Source organism: Paenibacillus algorifonticola (assembly GCF_050481745.1).
Classification (GTDB): Bacteria; Bacillota; Bacilli; order Paenibacillales; family Paenibacillaceae; genus Pristimantibacillus; species Pristimantibacillus algorifonticola_A.
On the sequence record NZ_JBCNGR010000032.1, the window covers coordinates 1 to 20086 of the forward strand.

General features: G+C 47.0%; 17 protein-coding genes. 9 read left to right on the forward strand and 8 right to left on the reverse strand.

The features are described 5' to 3' along the window. Nucleotides 1–354 precede the first annotated feature (354 nt). Nucleotides 355–1437, reverse strand: a complete 1083-nt coding sequence (locus tag ABEW34_RS23065; RefSeq protein WP_430161771.1) for an HD-GYP domain-containing protein — start codon at nucleotides 1435–1437, stop codon at nucleotides 355–357. Nucleotides 1438–1479: 42 nt separating this feature from the next. Next, entirely contained in the window at nucleotides 1480–3984 is a 2505-nt protein-coding gene (gyrA, locus tag ABEW34_RS23070; RefSeq protein ID WP_056035993.1) for a DNA gyrase subunit A, read from the reverse strand. Between the two features lie 256 nt (nucleotides 3985–4240). On the opposite strand from gyrA, the gene ABEW34_RS23075 reads away from it, so the two are divergent. After that, nucleotides 4241–5002 carry a YheC/YheD family protein gene (locus tag ABEW34_RS23075; protein WP_430161773.1) on the forward strand — a complete coding sequence of 254 codons (762 nt, stop codon included), beginning with the start codon at nucleotides 4241–4243 and terminating at the stop codon, nucleotides 5000–5002. A 138-nt stretch (nucleotides 5003–5140) separates the two neighbouring features. Here the strand turns inward: ABEW34_RS23075 and gyrB are convergent, their stop codons facing one another. The 6 genes from gyrB to dnaA all read right to left on the reverse strand — a co-directional run bounded on the left by gyrB (nucleotide 5141) and on the right by dnaA (nucleotide 11572). Then, nucleotides 5141–7060, reverse strand: coding sequence for a DNA topoisomerase (ATP-hydrolyzing) subunit B (gene gyrB, locus ABEW34_RS23080; RefSeq protein WP_430161774.1), 1920 nt, complete (start codon nucleotides 7058–7060; stop codon nucleotides 5141–5143). A 53-nt stretch (nucleotides 7061–7113) separates the two neighbouring features. Then, nucleotides 7114–7365 (reverse strand): extracellular matrix regulator RemB, encoded by a 252-nt coding sequence (remB, locus tag ABEW34_RS23085; protein WP_028608695.1) that lies wholly within the window; start codon nucleotides 7363–7365, stop codon nucleotides 7114–7116. 27 nt (nucleotides 7366–7392) lie between these two features. Further along, nucleotides 7393–8505, reverse strand: a complete 1113-nt coding sequence (gene recF / locus ABEW34_RS23090) for a DNA replication/repair protein RecF (RefSeq protein WP_430161776.1) — start codon at nucleotides 8503–8505, stop codon at nucleotides 7393–7395. A gap of 32 nt (nucleotides 8506–8537) precedes the next feature. Then, a complete protein-coding gene (yaaA, locus tag ABEW34_RS23095; protein WP_046234561.1) occupies nucleotides 8538–8753 on the reverse strand; it encodes a S4 domain-containing protein YaaA in 216 nt (71 codons plus the stop codon). Nucleotides 8754–8820: 67 nt separating this feature from the next. Next, the gene (gene dnaN / locus ABEW34_RS23100) at nucleotides 8821–9963 is read right to left on the reverse strand and encodes a DNA polymerase III subunit beta (RefSeq protein WP_046234562.1); all 1143 of its coding nucleotides are present in this window, start codon (nucleotides 9961–9963) and stop codon (nucleotides 8821–8823) included. Nucleotides 9964–10219: 256 nt separating this feature from the next. Then, on the reverse strand, nucleotides 10220–11572 hold the full coding sequence (gene dnaA, locus ABEW34_RS23105) for a chromosomal replication initiator protein DnaA (protein ID WP_430161778.1): 1353 nt from the start codon (nucleotides 11570–11572) through the stop codon (nucleotides 10220–10222). 523 nt (nucleotides 11573–12095) lie between these two features. Between dnaA and rpmH the strand changes: the two genes are divergently transcribed. From rpmH to noc, 8 genes are all read left to right on the forward strand, one after another. Further along, entirely contained in the window at nucleotides 12096–12230 is a 135-nt protein-coding gene (gene rpmH / locus ABEW34_RS23110) for a 50S ribosomal protein L34 (protein ID WP_074904820.1), read from the forward strand. 86 nt (nucleotides 12231–12316) lie between these two features. Then, nucleotides 12317–12658: a ribonuclease P protein component gene (gene rnpA / locus ABEW34_RS23115; protein ID WP_056036007.1), complete on the forward strand. Its 342-nt coding sequence runs from the start codon at nucleotides 12317–12319 to the stop codon at nucleotides 12656–12658. Between the two features lie 306 nt (nucleotides 12659–12964). After that, nucleotides 12965–13798: a membrane protein insertase YidC gene (yidC, locus tag ABEW34_RS23120; RefSeq protein WP_430161781.1), complete on the forward strand. Its 834-nt coding sequence runs from the start codon at nucleotides 12965–12967 to the stop codon at nucleotides 13796–13798. Further along, on the forward strand, nucleotides 13795–14415 hold the full coding sequence (gene jag / locus ABEW34_RS23125) for an RNA-binding cell elongation regulator Jag/EloR (protein ID WP_046234566.1): 621 nt from the start codon (nucleotides 13795–13797) through the stop codon (nucleotides 14413–14415). Before yidC ends, jag begins: the two co-directional genes overlap by 4 nt. 74 nt (nucleotides 14416–14489) lie before the next feature. Further along, nucleotides 14490–15869, forward strand: a complete 1380-nt coding sequence (gene mnmE / locus ABEW34_RS23130) for a tRNA uridine-5-carboxymethylaminomethyl(34) synthesis GTPase MnmE (protein WP_430161783.1) — start codon at nucleotides 14490–14492, stop codon at nucleotides 15867–15869. Between the two features lie 64 nt (nucleotides 15870–15933). After that, nucleotides 15934–17820 carry a tRNA uridine-5-carboxymethylaminomethyl(34) synthesis enzyme MnmG gene (mnmG, locus tag ABEW34_RS23135; protein WP_430161785.1) on the forward strand — a complete coding sequence of 629 codons (1887 nt, stop codon included), beginning with the start codon at nucleotides 15934–15936 and terminating at the stop codon, nucleotides 17818–17820. Between the two features lie 11 nt (nucleotides 17821–17831). Then, nucleotides 17832–18557 carry a 16S rRNA (guanine(527)-N(7))-methyltransferase RsmG gene (gene rsmG, locus ABEW34_RS23140; RefSeq protein ID WP_430161787.1) on the forward strand — a complete coding sequence of 242 codons (726 nt, stop codon included), beginning with the start codon at nucleotides 17832–17834 and terminating at the stop codon, nucleotides 18555–18557. Nucleotides 18558–19095: 538 nt separating this feature from the next. After that, entirely contained in the window at nucleotides 19096–19917 is an 822-nt protein-coding gene (gene noc / locus ABEW34_RS23145; RefSeq protein ID WP_056036035.1) for a nucleoid occlusion protein, read from the forward strand. The last annotated feature ends 169 nt before the right edge of the window (nucleotides 19918–20086 follow it).

Sequence of the window (20086 nt, forward strand, 5' to 3'; positions counted from 1 at the left end):
TTGTATCGCTTTACATTAACAAAGTTAATGTGGCAGTTTCACTCGTTGTTCAGTTTTCAAAGAACAATTTCTCTTACTTGCGTTTCGTTCGTGTCTGCCGTATGTCTCAGCGGCGACTCATATAATATATCACGGGTGCCTATACCATTGCAAGTGTTTTTTTCAAAAAATATCATTTCTTTTTTAAATAGTATTTTTTCATGTTGATGAAAGCCCTGAATCCCTTATATATAAAGGGATAAAGCCGCCCAGAGCTAACTCTGGGCGGCTTTATTTTACTATTACATTTACGTTTTGACGACCTATACTCTCAATGATAGTAGCTTTATAAGGCTTAATCTATCCCGTCTCTACTTAGGATGGAATAACCTCATTGATATGCAGATGCCGCTCTACCGTTAAGTTAATAATAGATCCTTCAATAGAAACCCATGGTCTGGTTGGATGCACATGATCAGAAAACACGATCTCTCCTACCCGTTCATCACTAAGCCTAACCTTTGTTCCATTATGGAACTGCGTAACCTTCTCAACAAACACTCGAACATAAGTCGGATCAAGCTTGCCGAAAGCGTCGCTTTGGATCTGCTCTAGAACTAGATAAGGCGAGACCGCCTTACGATAAGACTTGTTCAAGGTCATAGCGTGAAAAATATCAGCAATAGCTACAATCTTCCCGTATGGATGGATTTTAGCCGCATCAATGCCAAGCGGGTATCCTGTTCCGTCTACCCGCTCATGATGCTGAAGAGCTGCCAGCTTGGCACCATCGTTCAGAGATGCTACATTTTTGAGCATTTGGTAGCCCAGCACGGTATGTCGTTTCATCTCTTCCAGCTCTTCTACCGTTAGCGCAGTCGGTTTGGAAAGAATTGAGCGATCAATACGCGTATTCCCAAAATCATGAAGCAAGCCGCCCAGAGCAACTTGCATCCATTCTTTTTGAGGAAAGCCGTTCCACTGCGCAATAAGATAAGAGGTGAGCGCACAAGCAATGCTATTATGAAGCAAATAATCACGCTCCATAAAACTGCGCGGCACAAACGTCAAAATCTGATAGTTCTTAATATGCTGCAGCAAATTCTCCATCTGATTGCGAATATCCATAATAGGAATGCCTTGCGGCGCTGCATGATCGTTAAAGACTTGTCTCAGCAGCACCAGCATCTTGTCATATTCATCATGCAGGGAAGAAGCAGCAACCGGCTTATCGTCCACTTGTTTCGAGGCAGCGCCTGCTTTGGCATCCTCTGACGGTTTAACAGGAGCTGCTGGTCCATCAACGGCCACGCTTGAAATAATGAATGCTCTCAAAATTTCAAGCTCGCGGCCAGTAATAACCTTGCCTTTTTGAAGTAGTACCCTTCCTAAAGGGGTAAGGACATCTTCACTAATCTTATCGCCTAACTTCACTTGTGATAAAGTCACCGTTGGCACAACGGTTCCCTCCCCATGTCCTGGATTCCCCTGATATTAAAACTATTCGTTCTCTTCGCTGTCTGAAGGCTGTGCAGCATCAAACTCAGTTGCTTCGCCTTCTTCAAGGTCATCGCTCACTTCTTCACTACGGGCAATACGAGTAACCGTTGCTACTGTATCTTCATCGCGGGTATTAATCAATTTAACGCCCTGCGTGTTGCGTCCCATCGTAGAGATGCCTTCCATGCTTGTGCGAATCAATGTTCCTGATGCGGTCATAATCATCAGATCCTCATCATTTACAACGACCTTCAAGCTGACGATTGGCCCGTTCTTATCCGTAACGTTAAGCGTCTTAATCCCTTTACCGCCACGATTTTGAATGCGATATTCGCTCATTGGCGTCCGTTTGCCATAGCCCTTGGACGTAACGATCAGCACATCATTATCATTCATGACGATATCCATATCAATAACAGCATCGCTGTCGTCAAGCTGGATACCCTTCACGCCTGTTGCCGAACGGCCCATAGAGCGCACATCATTTTCAGAGAAACGAATCGACATGCCTTCCGCCGTTCCCATAACAATCTCCTGTTGACCGTCTGTCAGCTTGACGCCAATCAGATCATCGTCTTCACGCAGCGAGATGGCAATGAGGCCAACTTTGCGAATGTTGATATAGTCATCGAGAGGCGTTTTCTTCACGACACCTTGACGGGTTGCGAAGAACAGATAATGGTTCGGGTCAAAATCCTGTACAGGAATTACCGCATTAATCGTCTCGCCCTGCTCAATTTGAATTAAGTTAATAATCGGCGTACCGCGGGCTGTCCGGCTGAGATCAGGAATCTCATAAGCTTTCAGCTTGTATACCTTGCCCTTATTGGTGAAGAAGAGCAAGTAGTGATGCGTATTGGATACAAAAAGATGCTCGACGAAGTCATTATCCTTCGTATCCATGCCAACGACACCTTTACCGCCCCGCTTCTGGCTCCGATAAGTCGTAACTGGCAGGCGCTTAATATAGCCGCTGTGTGTGATGGAAATAATAACATCCTCACGAGGAATCAAATCCTCATCCAGAATTTCCTCATCACTAGCCGTGATTTCCGTACGACGCTCATCGCCAAAACGATCTCTAATCTCATTGAGCTCTGTGCTAATAATTGCAAGCACCAGTTGCTCATCAGCGAGAATCGCTTTGAACTCGGCAATTTTCTGTAGAAGCTCTGTATATTCTGCTTCGATCTTATCGCGTTCCAAACCTGTCAGGCGCTGCAAACGCATATCGAGAATCGCCTGTGCCTGCTCGTGGCTAAGATCGAATCGAGTGATCAAGCCTTCACGAGCAATTTCAGCTGTTTGGGAACCGCGAATTAACGCAATAACCTCATCCAGATGATCCAGCGCAATCCGATAGCCCTCCAAAATATGAGCGCGAGCTTCGGCTTTCTTCAAATCGTATTCTGTACGACGACGGATAACCTCGATTTGATGCTGCAAATAATGATAGAGTACTTCGCGCAAATTCAGCGTCTTCGGCTCGCCATTAACGAGAGCCAGCATATTAATGCCGAAGTTGGACTGCATTTGCGTCTGTTTGTATAAGTTGTTAAGCACAACGCTAGGATTCACATCACGGCGAAGCTCGATAACAACCCGCATGCCTGTACGGTCAGACTCATCACGCAAATCCGTAATGCCGTCAATCTTCTTCTCCCGAACGAGCTCGGCAATTTTCTCAACGAGACGGGCTTTATTTACTTGATAAGGCAGCTCATACACGATAATACGCGCTTTGTTGCCATTCTCTTCAATCGTTGCCCGCGCACGCATGGTCACCGTTCCACGACCCGTCAAATAAGCCTGACGAATGCCGCTTAATCCCATAACAATACCTGCCGTCGGGAAATCAGGACCTTTTACATAATCGATCAATTCAAGCGGTGTAATATCCGGATTAGCAATAAGCGCCTGAACACCGTCAATGACTTCCCCCAAATTATGTGGAGGAATATTCGTTGCCATACCTACAGCTATCCCTGTTACACCATTGACTAGCAAGTTAGGAAAACGCGCCGGTAATACCGCAGGCTCCTTCTCTTCACCGTCATAGTTCGGAATGAAATTCACGGTTTCCTTGTTAAGGTCACGCAGCAGCTCCATTGCAATCTTCGATAGACGAGCTTCCGTGTAACGCATGGCTGCTGCCATGTCACCATCAACCGAACCGAAGTTGCCGTGTCCATCTACCATCATGTACCTCATTGAGAAATCCTGTGCCATACGCACCATGGACTCATACACAGCCGAATCACCATGAGGATGATACTTACCGATAACTTCGCCTACAATCCTTGCGGATTTTTTGTGAGGCTTGTCCGGTGACATCCCAAGCTCCGACATTGCGAATAAAATCCGGCGATGAACAGGCTTGAGTCCATCCCTTACATCGGGCAATGCGCGACTTACGATAATACTCATCGCATAGTCCATAAAGGAATCGCGCATTTCCGTGCCAATATCACGGTCTTTAATCTGCGAATATTGTTCTTCCGCCATGCTTTACCTCCCTGACGTCTATCTGCACACCTGTAAACATCATTGTCTCTCTAGTTCTTTCTTAAATAAGACGATACTAAACCTAAATTCCACGAACATAGACGAAAAATAGGTTAAACACCGTATTCCGTTACGCTCCGATTGCCATAAACTAAACAAATCCAACTTTTATTATACCACTCATTCTAAACTCTGTCTCCTGCCGGAATAAGAATCAATAGGCTCAGGCAGCGATTCAAAGAAAGGGGAATTAAGCTTGTCGATACAGCGCGTTACCAGCAAATGGGCTAAAACGCAGGTGCTCCTGCGCTCCGAACATTTGCGTGAATACATGCCTGCTACCGGGCTGTTCAGCAAAGAAAAGCTGCTCACAATGCTCACTGAGTACAGCATGGTTTATGTTAAGCCCGTTAACGGCACCTTTGGAAAAGGGGTCATTCGGGTCGAGAAGTACGCCGCTCCTGGCCGAGGCTTCCGTTACCAGATCGAGACCAGCGTTCGCACGTTCGCTAGCTTCGACCAATTGTATAACAGCCTATATCGCTATCAAGTAGGAAAACGCTACCTCATACAAAGGGGGATATTCCTGCTCCGCCATCAGAAACGGCGCTTTGATATCCGCGTAATGGTTCAGAAAAATCCGCAAGGCAGCTGGGAAGCGACGGGCATCATTGGCCGTCTCGCCCATCCTGCAAAAATCGTCACCAACTACCATAGCGGAGGCACGCCAATGCCATTCGAACAGCTTATGAATGGTCATTTGTCAGCATCTGAACAGCAAGCGTATAGACAGCGTTTGAACAAGCTAAGCCTATCCATTGTCCATCAGCTGCAGCAGGCTTATCCCAGAATTAAGGAAATCGGTGTCGATATCGCAATCGATACGAGGCTGCGGCCATGGATACTAGAGGTCAATACTTGTCCCGACCCGTTTATTTTTCGCAAGCTTCCCGACAAGTCCGTGTTTCGTAAAATATATCGATACGCCGTTGCCTATGGACGGTACAAAAGAAAATAGCCGCCACTAGTGCATATCCTCATACTGCGCACATGGCCAAGTATAAAAACGCATTCTAGAAACGGCTATTTATCAATTCAAGCGGCAAGCTATGCCGCTGTACTTAAAAGATTCAGCGAGTAATGAATCAAAGAAAAATTAAATATCGAGATTTTTAACGCTTAAAGCATATTGCTGGATGAAGTTGCGACGCGGCTCAACGTTGTCGCCCATCAGCGTATCAAAAATCGTATCAGCTTCAATCGCATCATCAATCGTTACTTGAAGCATAGAACGGCTTTCCGGATCCATCGTGGTTTCCCAGAGCTGGACAGCATCCATCTCGCCCAAGCCTTTGTAGCGCTGAATGGTAATTTTGCCGGTTTGGCCGAACTCAGCAATAATTTCATCACGTTCCTTCTCGTTCTGCGCGTAACGAATGACCTTGTTACGCTCGACCTTATAGAGCGGCGGCTGGGCAATATAAATATAGCCTGCTTCGAGAATTTTGCGCATGTAGCGATAGAAGAACGTCAGCAGCAGCGTACGAATATGCGCGCCATCAACGTCGGCATCGGTCATGATAATGACCTTGTGATATCGCGCCTTCCCCAAATCGAAGTCCTCGCTGATGCCTGTTCCGAGCGCCGTAATAATCGCCCGAATTTCTGCATTTCCGAGAATCCGGTCGAGTCTTGCGCGCTCAACGTTCAGGATTTTACCACGCAGCGGCAAAATCGCTTGGAAGTGACGGTCACGGCCTTGCTTAGCCGAACCACCGGCCGAGTCACCTTCTACGATGTAAAGCTCGCTGATCGCCGCATCCTTGGAGGAGCAATCCGCCAGCTTACCTGGCAGCGAGCTGACTTCAAGCGCACTCTTACGGCGCGTCAGTTCACGCGCTTTGCGCGCTGCTTCCCGTGCTCTGGCAGCTTGAAGGCCTTTTTCTACAATTTTGCGAGATACAGCCGGGTTCTCATCGAGAAACTCCTGAAGCTTCTCTGCAAGCAGCGATTCGACGATACCACGAACCTCGCTGTTTCCTAGCTTTGTCTTCGTTTGTCCTTCGAATTGCGGCTCAGGAATTTTGACCGAAATAATCGCTGTCAAGCCTTCGCGCACATCATCGCCGGAAAAATTGGAATCATTGTCCTTCAGCAAGTTCGTTTTGCGGGCGTAGTCGTTAATAACCCGCGTGAGCGCACTTTTGAAGCCGGACTCATGCGTTCCGCCCTCATGGGTATTAATATTATTCGCGAACGAATAAATGTTTTCACTATAGCCGTCGTTATACTGGAGACCAAGCTCAACCTGAATATGATCCTTGGAGCCCTCCACATAAATCGGCGCTTCATGCAGCGCTTCTTTATTGCGGTTCAAAAACTGGACGAATTCATTGAGGCCGCCTTCGTATCTGAACGTATTGGTCATCCCTGTACGCTCATCCGTCAGCGAAATCTGAATTCCTTTATTTAGAAAAGCAAGCTCCCGAATCCGGGACTGCAAAATATCGTATTCATAAACTGTCGTCTCCGTAAAAATCTCTGGATCCGGCTTAAAGTTAATCGTCGTTCCTGTATCTTCTGGCGATGTCTCGCCAATGACATGAATGTCCGATTCTGGGGCTCCGCGGCGATACGCCTGCTGATGGATCTTCCCTTTAAGCTTGACGGTTGCTACTACGCGCTCCGACAAAGCATTTACGACAGACACGCCAACCCCGTGCAAACCTCCGGAAACTTTATAGCCTTCTCCGCCAAATTTACCACCGGCATGAAGCACGGTCATGACGACTTCAAGCGTCGACTTCTTCAGCTTGGCATTCTCGCCGACAGGGATACCACGTCCATTGTCGACTACGGTAATGCTGTTATCTTCATGAATCGTGACATCAATTTGATTACAATAGCCAGCAAGCGCCTCGTCGATACTGTTATCGACAACCTCCCATACGAGATGGTGGAGTCCCTTGCTGCTTGTGGAGCCAATATACATACCAGGGCGCTTGCGGACGGCTTCCAGTCCCTCTAGCACCTGGATCTGACTCTCGTCATACGTATGCTGCGGATTCAAAGACATTAATGCTCACTGCTCCTCTCAACTGCTCTTGCTACACGTTATTCTGGCCCTTGTCAGCCATTCGCTACAAAATGATGAGCCCGCTTCTTCAAGGTGGAGGATGAAATTGGCGAATAATAGATTTTCTGCTTCGTCACAACGATGGATTTCGGCTCCTCTTCGCCAATCGTCTCCACGTCCTTGCGCTTGCGAGCGCCTGCAACGAACTGCTTGGATAACTTGGAGGATTGCTCTATGGATATATCGAAAATGGCCACCAGCTCGGCAGCCCGAATAATTTTCTCGCCGCCCAAATGGATATACATGCTCCCCCGCCTCCCGATCGTTTGCGCTTACCCGCGCGTCACTTGGCCTTCACGCACATTATAGATACAAGCGTCCTGCAGCTTGCTAATATTGACGCTCTCAAGCCCGGTTGTCGTGATGAACGTCTGCACCTTGCTCTGAAATGTTTCTATGAGCTGCGTCTGCCGGTGCTGGTCAAGCTCAGACAGAACATCATCAAGAAGCAGCAGCGGATATTCCCCAATCTCCTCAGCAATCAGCTCAATTTCTGCCAGCTTTAGCGAGAGTGCGGTTGTGCGCTGCTGTCCCTGGGAACCATATACAGATGCCTCTTTGCCGTTAATAAAAAAGGCCAAATCATCGCGATGAGGCCCGACGAGCGACATCCCTCTGCGAATCTCCTGCTCTTTCACTTGTGTTAACTTTATCATAAATTGCTCAAATAAAACAGATTCATCTTCCGGCTCGCCGCTGCCGAGCGATGGACGGTAGGTAATTGTGAGCTGTTCGCTGCCAGCTGTAATGCCAGAATGGATCTGCTCAGCCCAGCGCTGCAGTTTATGTATGAAGTGTTCCCTTTTTTTCATAATTTTAACACCTAGCTCGGCGAGCTGTGTATTCCATACATCCAGCATCGTCTGCTGCATGGAGCCAGGAGAAGCTGACTTCAGGTAGTTATTGCGTTGTACAAGCACCTTGCCGTATTGCTGAAGGGTATGCAAATAACCGGGCTGCACCTGACCGATTTCCATATCCAGAAACCGTCTGCGTACACCCGGCGTGCCTTTTACAATTTCGAGATCCTCCGGCGCGAACATGACCACATTCAGCGACCCGATGAAGTTGCTCAGCTTGCGCTGCTCGAGCCCGTTAATTTTCGCTTTCTTCCCCTGCGACGACAGCAGCAGCTCAAGCTGCGCCGTACCATAGCGCTTATCTACCATGCCTTGCAGGCGAGCTGAATCCGCTTCCCAGCCAATCAGCTCCTTGTCCTTGGACGTGCGGTGCGATTTGGTGAGGGCAAGCGCAAATATCGCTTCCAGCAAATTCGTCTTGCCCTGAGCGTTCGGACCTACGAACAGATTGACCTGATTACTCGTCTCCAGCTCAAGCTGTCCGTAGTTGCGGTAATTTTGCAAATGAATATTTTTTAAAAACACGTCTGCTGCCCCTCCCGGTCCTTAGCTAATCGTTATGAACCGGTAACAGTAAAGACGCCAAAGCCTTCTACTTCGACACGGTCCCCGACATACAGCTTGCGTCCACGTCTGTTATCCGTCTCGCCGTTGATCGTAATCTTGTTCTCCTGCAGAAAAAATTTAGCTTGTCCACCTGTGGATATACAATCCGATAGCTTTAAAAACTGCCCCAACGGAATATATTCGGTGCGAATGGCAACTTCCTTCATCGTGGCTTGCCCACCTTCCTCTTCTCGAGCTCTATCCAAATCTTTCGCTAGCCTTCTCGCGAGGCTGCTACGTTGTTGTCCGGTAAGGCAAAATAACGTACATGTTGTACGAGTGATCGGTTGGCTTAATGATAATCGGGCTCATAGCACCTGTAAAGCCGATGAAAATTTGCTCGCTGTCGATTACTTTGAGCACATCGAGCATGAACTTGGAGTTGAAGGAAATGCGCAGCGGCTCCCCTTCAAATTTCTTGGCATCAATCTGCTCGGTTACGCGGCCAAGCTCGGTCGAGCTTGAAGAAATTTCGATCGAATTGTCATCAAGCGTAATCAGGCGCACGATGTTCGTCTTCTCTTCACGCGACATCAAATAAGCACGGTCGATCGCATCCATCAAGTTTTTGGTATCGACGACAAGTTCTGTTTTGTACGTTTGCGGAATAATCTTGGAAGTGTCCGGGTACATGCCATCAAGCATACGTGTATAGAACAGCACATTGCCAAGCTTGAACATGACCTGGTTGTCGGCGACGACAATATCCACGAGGGCATTTTGCTCAGGGACAAGCTTGGACAGCTCGACTAGTGTTTTTGCAGCAATAATGACATTGGAGAAGCGATATTCCGGATCGGTTTCGGTATGCGCATTGCGACTTGCCAGACGGTGGCGATCTGTTGCTATAAATTTCAGCTGCTGATTGTTAAGCGTCCATAATACGCCCGTCAATACGGCGGTTTGCTCATTGGTAGAAGCGGCTAGTACCGTTTGGCGGATCATCGTTTTCAACAAATCGCCTGGCATTTGAAATAAGCCATTTTCTTCAATAGACGGCAAAATGGGAAATTCCTCAGGATCAAGACCGACCATTTGGATGTCGGAGGAGCCGGAGCGGATCATCGTCTGGAACTGAGCGCCAACCTGAATTTCAACATTATCGGAAGGCAGCTTTTTAATAATTTCAACAAAAAATTTAGCAGGGAGAACGACACTTCCCGGTTTATCCACATGTGCAATAAATAAATTATCACGTTCTACCGGGATGAAGCTTTGAATAGATATTTCAGTATCGCTTGCTGTTAGGGTTACACCTTGGTGGGTGACATCTATTTTGATTCCACCGAGAATCGGAATGGCTGGTCTGGAGGAGATTGCTTTCGCTACCTGCTGGATCGCATCGTTTAATTCATTTTTTGAAATCGTTAATTTCATAATTTCTCTCCTATATCCGCAGGGAGACATAGCGAATCATAGTAGATGTTCCGCGACTGTCTTATTCCGCTTATGGATGATGTTTTTTTAAAGATTTTTAGTAGTCGTAGTAGTAGGGGCCCTGAATATGTGGATAAGCGGGACAAGTGCTGATAGATCAAGCCTATCCACATGTGTATAGACTGTGCATAGGCTTGTGTTCGTTTTCCGTATAAAAGTGGATAACTTTTCAGCGCAAATGGTCCTGCTTAACGGCTTACGTATGATTTTTGATTTTTTCAGTCAGGTTTTGCAAAATTTTGTACAAGTCCTGATCAATTTTAAGCTGCTGTGTAATTTTCTCATGGGCATGAATGACCGTCGTATGGTCCCGTCCGCCAAATGCTTCGCCAATCTTCGGCAGCGAGTGGTCCGTCAGCTCGCGAGAGAGGTACATGGCGATTTGCCGCGGATAGGCCACAGCTTTCGTCCGTTTGCGCGCTTTAAACTCCTCAAGCCGCAATCCATAAAACTCCCCGACTTTCTGCTGGATCTCGTTGATGGTAATCAGCTTCGGCCGGCTCGAAGGAATAATATCTTTCAGCGCTTCAGCTGCCAAATGGGAGGAAATATCCTGATTAATGAGCGAGGAGTAGGCGACAACCCTGATCAGGGCACCTTCCAGCTCACGGATATTCGTATCGATCTGGTTAGCGATATAAACCATCGCTTCATTGGGAATATCGAGATTTTCGGCCTTCGCCTTTTTGCGCAAAATGGCAATTCGCGTCTCCAGGTCAGGCGCTTGGATGTCGGTAATTAGACCCCATTCAAAGCGGGAACGAAGGCGTTCCTCCAGGGTCGGAATTTCCTTAGGCGTGCGGTCGCTGGAGATGACGATCTGCTTGCGCTCTTCATGAAGCGCATTGAAGGTATGGAAAAACTCCTCCTGCGTCCCGTCTTTACCAGCCAAAAATTGAATATCATCAATAAGCAGAACGTCGATATTCCGGTATTTATTGCGAAAGCTTTCCCCACGGTTGTCACGTATCGCGTTAATAAATTCATTGGTGAATTTCTCCGACGAGATGTACATGATCTTCGTATTGGGGTTGTGATCCTTAATATAGTGGCCGATCGCATGCATCAAATGCGTTTTTCCAAGGCCAACGCCGCCGTAGAGAAACAGCGGATTGTAAGCTTTGGCCGGTGCCTCGGCCACCGCAAGCGATGCCGCATGGGCAAAGCGATTGTTGGCGCCGATAACGAATGTCTCGAACGTATATTTGGAGTTCAGCACATGCGTATGGCTTTCTTCCTGTACGACGGGCGCATCCATTGCTCTGGGCGGCATCATAGCTGCCGGCTCAGCACTTCGCGCCTCTTCAATGGAAAAACGCACATCGACCTGTCTGCCCAGAAATTCAAACAGGGTTGTGCGAATTAGTTTTGTATAACGGCCTTCCAGCCATTCAGCTGCAAATGTTGTCGGTGCCGTAACTTCAAGCAAAGTATCATTCACGAACGAAGCTTTAGTTGCCTTAAACCAAGTATCAAAACTTGGCTTGCTCAGCTTCGTCTGAATAATTGACAACACTTGCTGCCATATATCATAAGCATGGCTGTCCACAGACGTCACTCCTTATCAAAATCGCCGAAACGGCGCAATTAAGCCATATTCTGTCGAATGAATGTCATTTTTCCAAGGAAAACATCCACAATATGAAGAAATGAAAACGGTTGAGTTATAAATAGGGGATTAACTTGTTCACATTTTTATCCACAGGCTGTTAATAAGATTGAGGATAAAGGGAAGGTATCCACATATAAAACATATCCATCATAGCAAAAGATCCCTTGTATTTCAACGGATTCGAAGATTTTATCCACATATTCAATAGCTTGTGTATAAAAGTTGCACACAACACTAGATATTGTTTATATCTTGTTAAGATTTCGACAAAGTTCGTAAGACGGCTGAAAAAGTTGTGCACAGCTTATTCATTTTCTGCAAAATCGGTGATTTCATTCATTTATCCACAGCTTTCGATTTCTTGTCTGAAAGGCGCAGGGTGAGTTGACTTTCCGAAGGGTACGTGCTTTAATTGAACTACCTGTTTTTTTTAAGAAGAAGTACGGGAGGTGCAGAGTAAATGAGACCTACATTTAGACCGAATGTTAGCAAACGTAAAAAAGTGCATGGATTCCGCAAACGGATGAGCACGAAAAACGGACGTAAAGTTTTGGCGGCGCGTCGTCAAAGAGGCAGAAAAGTTCTTAGCGCATAAGCAAAAGACCACGTCGGGTGGTCTTTTTTTTTGCCTTGTCGGCAATACTTTTGAACATAATAAGGAAAGAACGGTGAAATGGAGTCGTGCAAAGAAGATTGCGTCTGCGTAACCGTAGCGACTTTGGCCGGGTCTACCGGGGAGGCAAATCGTTCGCCAACGGGCAGTTCGTCGTATATTGGTCGAAGCAGCCTGTGGCGGAGCCTTTCCGACTGGGCATTTCAGCAAGCAAAAAAATCGGCAATGCGGTTGTTCGCAACCGGATGCGCCGTGTCATTAAAGAAATCATCAGGTTGAATGAGGCACGGATCGTTCCAAAGGTCGACTTCATTATTATTGTAAGAAAGCCTGCGGTAGCGATGGAGACGAGCCAACTGGAAAAAAGCATTATGCATGTGCTAAGGAAGGCCGGGCTCCTTAAACGCTAAGCGTAGAGGGAGTTATTGTCCTTTGGAAACCGTCCGTTTTGCGTAGAAAAAGAAGCTCCTGAATAATAGAAATGGTTATCCCTGAAGATATTGAAAAAACGGTTACATAGGTACCGAAAATACCTCACGCCATTCCTTTCTTTTGTCCTACCAATTATGGTATAGTTTAAAGGATGAGAAGGTATAAGAAATATGTCTGTAACGATGCAGATTTATCTCATGCGAAACTGCGTAGTTTGTGCTGAATGGCGACGAAACCGTTTATGCTGGATAGGCGAAGCATCGGCTCTCAAGAGAGGAGTTTTCATGTTGTTTCGGAAAGAAAACCGTAAATGGCTTTTTGTTTTAGGCATGCTAATGGCAGTGGTAGTCATTGCAGGCTGCGGTTCGCAGGTAGCTCAAACGACGAGTACAGAGGATTTGCTTAAGGGAAACTTCTGGCAGAAAAATGTCGTTTATTATTTTGCGCTTACGCTTGATACGTTCGCAGATTGGTTCGGCGGTGCTTATGGCGTAGCCATTCTGCTCATTACCATTATTGTAAGAACAGCCATTTTGCCGCTGACGATTAAGCAATATCGCAGTTCGAAGGCTATGCAGGCTTTGCAGCCGCAAATCGCTGAGATGAAGAAGAAATACAAGGATGACCCGAAAAAGCAGCAGGAAGAGACAATGAAGCTGTTCCAGGCCAATCAGGTAAATCCGATGGCAGGATGCTTGCCGCTCATTGTACAGATGCCTGTATTTATCGCGCTCTATAATGCGATATACATGAACCCTGAGGTGCGTACGCATGCTTTCTTGTGGTTGCAGCTAGGGGAGAAGGACCCTTATTACATTCTTCCCGTTATCGCCGCGGCGACAACTTTCATCCAATCAAAGATGATGCAGAAGCAGCAGACGCAAACAATGCCTGGTATGGGAGCGATGCTTGCCATTTTCCCAGTGTTGATTTTCGTCATGGCGATTAATTTCCCAGCAGCTCTGCCGCTTTACTGGATTTACAGCAACATTTACACAATCATTCAGAACTATTTCTTGTATGTGCGCAATGCTGACAAAAAAGGCAATGACGATACAGGCACCAACGATAAACAATCTAAAGGTAAGGGTAAACGTAAGGGGGCCCTCGCGAAATGAAGAAAATCGTTGCATCAGGGAAAACGGTAGAAGAGGCTGTACAAAGTGGTTTGACACAATTAAATGTGGCTGAGGATCGTGTGAGGGTAGCTGTTCTTGAGCAGCCGTCCAAAGGATTCCTCGGTTTGATCGGCGTGAAAGAAGCGAAAGTAGAACTGGAGCTTATTCCTGATCCAACAAGTGAAGCTGAGCAGTTCCTTCTGGAAGTGGCGAGCACAATGGGATTAGATGTATCCATTGAACGCAAGCAGACGAGGGAAGGCACGCAGCTTTCGATTTCAGGCGGGGGAGATCTCGGCATGTTAATCGGAAGGCGCGGGCAGACGCTCGATGCATTGCAGTACTTGGTTAATATTGTGGCAAACCGCTATTCGGACAGTCATCTTCGTATCGTACTTGATGCAGAGGATTTTCGCGAGCGCCGGCGCAAGACGCTGGAAGAGCTGTCAGAGCGCCTTGCGGGCAGAGTGATTCGCACGAAAAAAGAGGTAGTGCTGGAGCCGATGTCTTCCCATGAGCGGAAGGTTATTCATTCCCAACTGCAAAATCATCCTCGTGTGAAAACATACAGTAAAGGTGATGAGCCGCATCGGCGGATTGTCATTGCACTGAAGTGATAAAGGTAGAACAGATTCGCAGCAATGGCTCCCATGGTCATTGCTGTTTTTCCATTTGAGAGGTGCTGAACACAATGATACAAGATACGATAGCCGCGATTTCAACCGCTGTTGGAGAGGGCGGCATTGCCATTATCCGCATTAGCGGCCCGAATGCTATTGCGGGGACAGCTGCGCTATTTCAGAGCCGAACGGATCTGCGTGAAGCAGACAGCCATACCGTGCATTATGGGCATATCGTTCACCCGGCTACTGGCGAGCAGATTGAAGAGGTGCTGGTGACGCTTATGCGTGGGCCGCGTTCTTTTACAGCCGAGGATGTTGTGGAAATCAATGCTCATGGCGGCGTAGTGGCGGTTAAGAAGGTGCTTGATGTCGTGCTGATGCAGGAAGATATGCGATTAGCTGAGCCTGGCGAGTTTACAAAGCGGGCCTTTCTGAACGGGCGCATCGATTTAATGCAGGCGGAAGCGGTCATCGATCTTATTCGTTCAAAGTCGGATCGCGCTTTCTCCATTGCGCGAAAGCAAGCGGAAGGCTTGCTTTCGAAGCGGATTAAAGCGCTCCGGCAGACGGTCATTGAGCTGCTGGCGCATATTGAAGTAAATATCGATTACCCCGAGCATGATGTCGAGGAAATGACGACTGCTTATATTCGTGATCAAAGCCAAATTGCGCTGGACGAAATCGCTAAGCTTTTAAAAACAGCAAATGAAGGCAAAATATTAAGAGAAGGTATTATGACGGCAATCGTCGGCAGGCCGAACGTAGGCAAGTCATCATTGCTTAATATGCTGGCACAGGAAAATAAAGCGATTGTGACCGATATTCCCGGCACAACGCGTGATGTCATAGAGGAATATGTCACGCTTAATAACATTCCACTGCGGCTGCTTGATACGGCGGGCATTCGCGAGACGAGCGATCTCGTCGAGCAGCTTGGGGTGGAGCGGTCGCATACGGCGCTTGCGGAAGCCGATCTTATTTTATTCGTGCTGAATTATAATGAGCCACTGCATGCCGATGACCGTGAGCTGTTGGGCCGTATGGCGGGACGCCAAGTGGTATTGGTCATTAATAAAACCGACCTGCCCGGCAAGCTCGACATGGAAGAAATCGAGAAGCGTTTCAGCCCAGAAGCGATTGTCCGCATGTCGGTCCTGCAGGAAGCGGGCCTGGATCATTTGGAGAAGGCGATCAGCGGAATGTTTTTCGAAGGCAAGCTGGATTCCGGCGACTTGACCTATGTCAGCAATGTGCGGCATATTGCTTTATTGAAGCGGGCGCAGCGTTCGCTGCTTGATGGTATTGAGGCAGCGGAGTCAGGCATTCCAATTGATGTAATGCAAATTGATGTGCGCTCTGCTTGGGAGTCACTCGGTGAGATACTCGGAGATGCAGCCAACGATTCATTGATTGATCAAATCTTTTCACAATTTTGTTTGGGCAAATAATAAGCGATCAATAGCCTCTGGACGAACATCCATCAGGCTAGCAGCGCTTTGGGAGGTACTTGGAATGGGATACGAAGCAGGGCAATATGACGTTATCGTCATCGGTGCGGGGCATGCGGGCAGCGAAGCTGCGCTTGCGGCAGCACGTATGGGCTGTGAGACGCTATTGCTGACGATTAATTTGGATATGGTGGCCTTCATGCCATGCAATCCGTCGATTGGCGGACCGGCGAAAGGGCATGTCGTACGTGAACTGGATGCTTTAGGCGGAGAAATGGGCCGCAATATCGACAAAACCTTTATTCAAATGCGGATGCTGAATACAGGCAAAGGGCCTGCGGTTCACGCGCTTCGCGCACAGGCGGATAAGTTCGCCTACCAGCATGAAATGAAGAAGACGATTGAGGAGACGCCAAAGCTGACACTGCGCCAAGGAATGGCAGAGGAACTGATGGTAGAGGAAGGCAAAATTGTAGGGCTTGTTACGAAAACAGGTGCGATCTATCGGTCGAAGACGATCGTGTTGACAACAGGCACCTATTTGCGCGGCAAAATCATTATGGGCGAGCTGATGTATGAGAGCGGCCCGAATAATCAGCAGCCTTCGCTGAAGCTGTCTGCAAGCCTGAAGGAGCATGGCTTCGAGCTGGTGCGATTCAAAACCGGCACGCCGCCACGGGTGCACAAGGATACGATTGATTTTACAAAGACAGAAATTCAACCGGGCGATGAGCAGCCGAAATTTTTCTCACATGAGACGGTTTCTTCTGATAATGAGCAGCTTCCATGCTGGCTGACCTATACGTCAGAGCAAACACACAAAATCATTAACGATAATTTGCATCGTGCGCCGATGTTCTCGGGAGCAATTGAAGGCACAGGCCCAAGATATTGCCCATCGATCGAGGATAAAATTGTACGTTTTGCCGATAAGCCAAAGCATCAAATTTTTCTGGAGCCGGAAGGTCTGCATACGTCGGAGTATTATGTACAAGGACTTTCCACAAGCATGCCGGAGGATGTCCAATTGGGCATTTTACGATCAATCCCAGGTTTGGAAAAAGTTGAAATGATGCGCAATGGCTATGCGATTGAATATGATGCAGTCGTGCCAACGCAGCTTTGGCCTTCATTGGAGACAAAAGTCATTGACGGGTTATTCACAGCTGGACAAATTAACGGAACTTCCGGTTATGAGGAAGCGGCTGGTCAAGGTGTTATTGCAGGCATAAACGCTGCTCGTAAAGTACAAGGGAAAGAACCGGTCATTATTGCACGCTCCCAAGGCTATATTGGCGTAATGATCGACGACCTTGTCACGAAGGGGACGAATGATCCTTATCGGTTGCTGACCTCCCGTGCAGAATATCGCTTGCTGCTTCGCCACGACAACGCTGACCTGCGTCTGACGCCAATCGGCTATGAGATTGGTTTGATTTCGGAAGAGCGTTATGAAAGCTTTTTGAATAAAAAAGCATTGGTTGAACAAGAAATTGAAAGATTGCGCACGACAAAAGTGAAACCAGAAGAAGCGCTACCCGTATTAAAAGCTGCGGAATCAGCTGAAATTCCGTTTACGGTAGATGCGTTGTCGCTGCTGCGCCGTCCGGAAATTACGTATGCGATGCTGGAAAGCATTACGCCTTCAGAGCTTGCTTTGACAGAGGAAATGAAGGAGCAGGTTGAAATTCAAATTAAATATGCCGGATACATTGAGAAGCAGCTGTTGCAGGTTGAACGACTGAGCAAAATGGAGAAAAAACGGATACCGGATGATATCGACTATTTTGACGTGCAGGGGCTTGCTTCTGAAGCGAAGCAAAAGCTTTCGGACATCAGGCCGTTGTCTATCGGTCAGGCTTCCAGGGTAGCTGGCGTAACGCCGGCCGATATTTCCATACTGCTCGTTTATTTGGAGCATTATAACCGCGTTGTAGCGGCGAGAGGATAGAAGAACAAACGATGGAACAGACGATACAGTGGTTTCCAAAGCTGATGCAGGAGCGGGGGATAGCCTTATCCCAGCATCAGCTCGATCAGTTTGATACGTATTATCGCTTATTGGTCGAATGGAATGAACGCATGAATTTGACCGGTATAACAGAGCGTGAAGCCGTATATGAAAAGCATTTTTATGATTCGGTTTCCCTTTCTTTTTTTATCGATATGAAAGCAGTCAGCAAAATAGCGGATATCGGGTCCGGTGCAGGCTTTCCGAGCATTCCGCTTAAAATTTGCTTCCCGCATTTGAAAATAGTGATCGTTGATTCCTTGAATAAACGGATACAGTTTCTTAATGCTTTGGCAGAGGAGTTGGGTATTGCTGATGATGTGAGTTGTGTTCATGGGCGTGCCGAGGATATCGGCAGACTGCAAGGTCATCGGGATGCCTATGACTTAGTAACAGCAAGAGCTGTTGCCAGGCTGAATGTACTGAATGAGTTTTGTTTGCCCTTTGTACGCAAGGGCGGTCTGTTCGCAGCGATGAAGGGTTCACAAAGTGAGGAAGAGGTTCGGGAAGCGGGGGCAAGCTTGAAGGAGTTGAAAGCTGCTGTCCGTTCCGAGCACAGCTTCACATTACCATTCGAACAATCCGAACGGCATATTGTGCTGATTGAGAAACGTGAAGCAACTCCGCGCAAATATCCCCGTAAAGCGGGAACACCGCTAAAACAACCTATTTTATAAAGAAGATTTAAATGATCCATTTTATAGATTTTAAGATTGAGGCAGATAAATGGAAATGGTAAGTTTAGGATGTTTCACGTGAAACATTTCTCACTATTTCCAAATTTCTGCTTGTATTTTTATTTGGCATTCAAGTCTGTCAAGCAGGAAAAACTTAGGGTGAAGTAGAAATAATAGAGAGAACAAAAATAGAAGGCGGCGCTGTATTTTTGCAGAGCAACACACATTTATTAGAAAATAAGCAGGTATAAGGTTTTGCTATATGCTGCTATATTTCTCGGGATGAAACGCGTCATGCTTCCAAAGGGTGGAGCCAGCCGTATCACCTTAACCCTCGAAACGGTAGCTTTGCTGTCAGGGGACGGCGATAGCCGTTTAAGGTTGTATTCAAAATCATTTGTAGCCTTCTGTAACCATTTCCGATAGTCTCTATTGAAGTGGAACAGAATACAAGCAAGACTGTTATTGGGCAGCACATCTTTGAAGCTGGCTCTGCTAATGTTATGGAGCCGTTTCTTGATCGGGTGGTAGTGGATAAATGAAAGAACAACTTTCTCGTTTGTTTGGTTTGAATGACCAACGCAGCAACAACAATGAAGAGGTTAAACAAATTCCGGTTAATGAAATCGACACGAGTCCATTTCAACCAAGGTCGATATTTGATGATGAACGAATTGATGAGTTATGCCAGACGATTAAGACCCATGGCATTATTCAGCCTATCGTCGTGCGGATGCGGAATAACCGCTATGAAATTATTGCGGGAGAACGCCGCTGGCGTGCTGTAACGAAGCTTGGTTATGATACGATACCAGGTATTATTCGCGAGTTTAATGACTCGCAAACGGCATCAATCGCGTTAATTGAAAATTTGCAGCGGGAAAATCTAACGGCTATTGAAGAGGCTGTTGCTTATCAGAAGCTGATTGAGCTTCATCAATTGACGCAGGAAAGCTTGGCACAGCGATTAGGGAAAAGCCAATCAACGATTGCCAATAAGCTAAGATTGCTGGCCCTTAATGAGGTAGTTAAAAGCGCGTTAATGGAACGGAAAATTACTGAGCGTCACGCACGGGCATTGTTGGCTCTGCCAACTGAAGAGCTTCAGCTTCAAGTGCTGGAAGAGATTATTTCCAAAGAACTCAATGTAAAGCAAACGGAAATTCGGATTGCATTTCTGAATGAAACGGTTAAAGCAAAAAAAGCGAAGCGAGTATCTTTTACGAAAGATGTTCGGCTTGCTCTTAATACGATAAGACAGTCTATTGAGATGGTGTCAGGCTCTGGCTTGCAAATTAAGACAAATGAGAAGGATCATGAGGATCATTATGAAATAGTGATTCACATTCCTAAACGTTAAGCGTATGATTCGTTAAAGGGACTCGTAAATCCTCATTTGCATGTAGATACTATTAAATGCGATAATAGATTTAACTGCTGCCGTCCTCGCTGCTTGCTGAGGGCGGCGAATCCATTTATGCTAATATTACTACTAGGCGATGTCCCGCTACTGGACGTTTACCGCTTGT

What these genes read in the sequence shown, in the direction of transcription:
- gyrA (WP_056035993.1), bottom strand. Translation starts at nt 3,984, where the DNA reads ATGGCGGAAGAACAATATTCGCAGATTAAAGACCGTGATATTGGCACG.
- gyrB (WP_430161774.1), bottom strand. Translation starts at nt 7,060, where the DNA reads ATGTCTTTGAATCCGCAGCATACGTATGACGAGAGTCAGATCCAGGTG.
- remB (WP_028608695.1), bottom strand. Translation starts at nt 7,365, where the DNA reads ATGTATATCCATTTGGGCGGCGAGAAAATTATTCGGGCTGCCGAGCTG.
- yaaA (WP_046234561.1), bottom strand. Translation starts at nt 8,753, where the DNA reads ATGAAGGAAGTTGCCATTCGCACCGAATATATTCCGTTGGGGCAGTTT.
- dnaN (WP_046234562.1), bottom strand. Translation starts at nt 9,963, where the DNA reads ATGAAATTAACGATTTCAAAAAATGAATTAAACGATGCGATCCAGCAG.
- rpmH (WP_074904820.1), top strand. Translation starts at nt 12,096, where the DNA reads ATGAGACCTACATTTAGACCGAATGTTAGCAAACGTAAAAAAGTGCAT.
- yidC (WP_430161781.1), top strand. Translation starts at nt 12,965, where the DNA reads ATGTTGTTTCGGAAAGAAAACCGTAAATGGCTTTTTGTTTTAGGCATG.
- jag (WP_046234566.1), top strand. Translation starts at nt 13,795, where the DNA reads ATGAAGAAAATCGTTGCATCAGGGAAAACGGTAGAAGAGGCTGTACAA.
- mnmE (WP_430161783.1), top strand. Translation starts at nt 14,490, where the DNA reads ATGATACAAGATACGATAGCCGCGATTTCAACCGCTGTTGGAGAGGGC.
- mnmG (WP_430161785.1), top strand. Translation starts at nt 15,934, where the DNA reads ATGGGATACGAAGCAGGGCAATATGACGTTATCGTCATCGGTGCGGGG.
- rsmG (WP_430161787.1), top strand. Translation starts at nt 17,832, where the DNA reads ATGGAACAGACGATACAGTGGTTTCCAAAGCTGATGCAGGAGCGGGGG.
- noc (WP_056036035.1), top strand. Translation starts at nt 19,096, where the DNA reads ATGAAAGAACAACTTTCTCGTTTGTTTGGTTTGAATGACCAACGCAGC.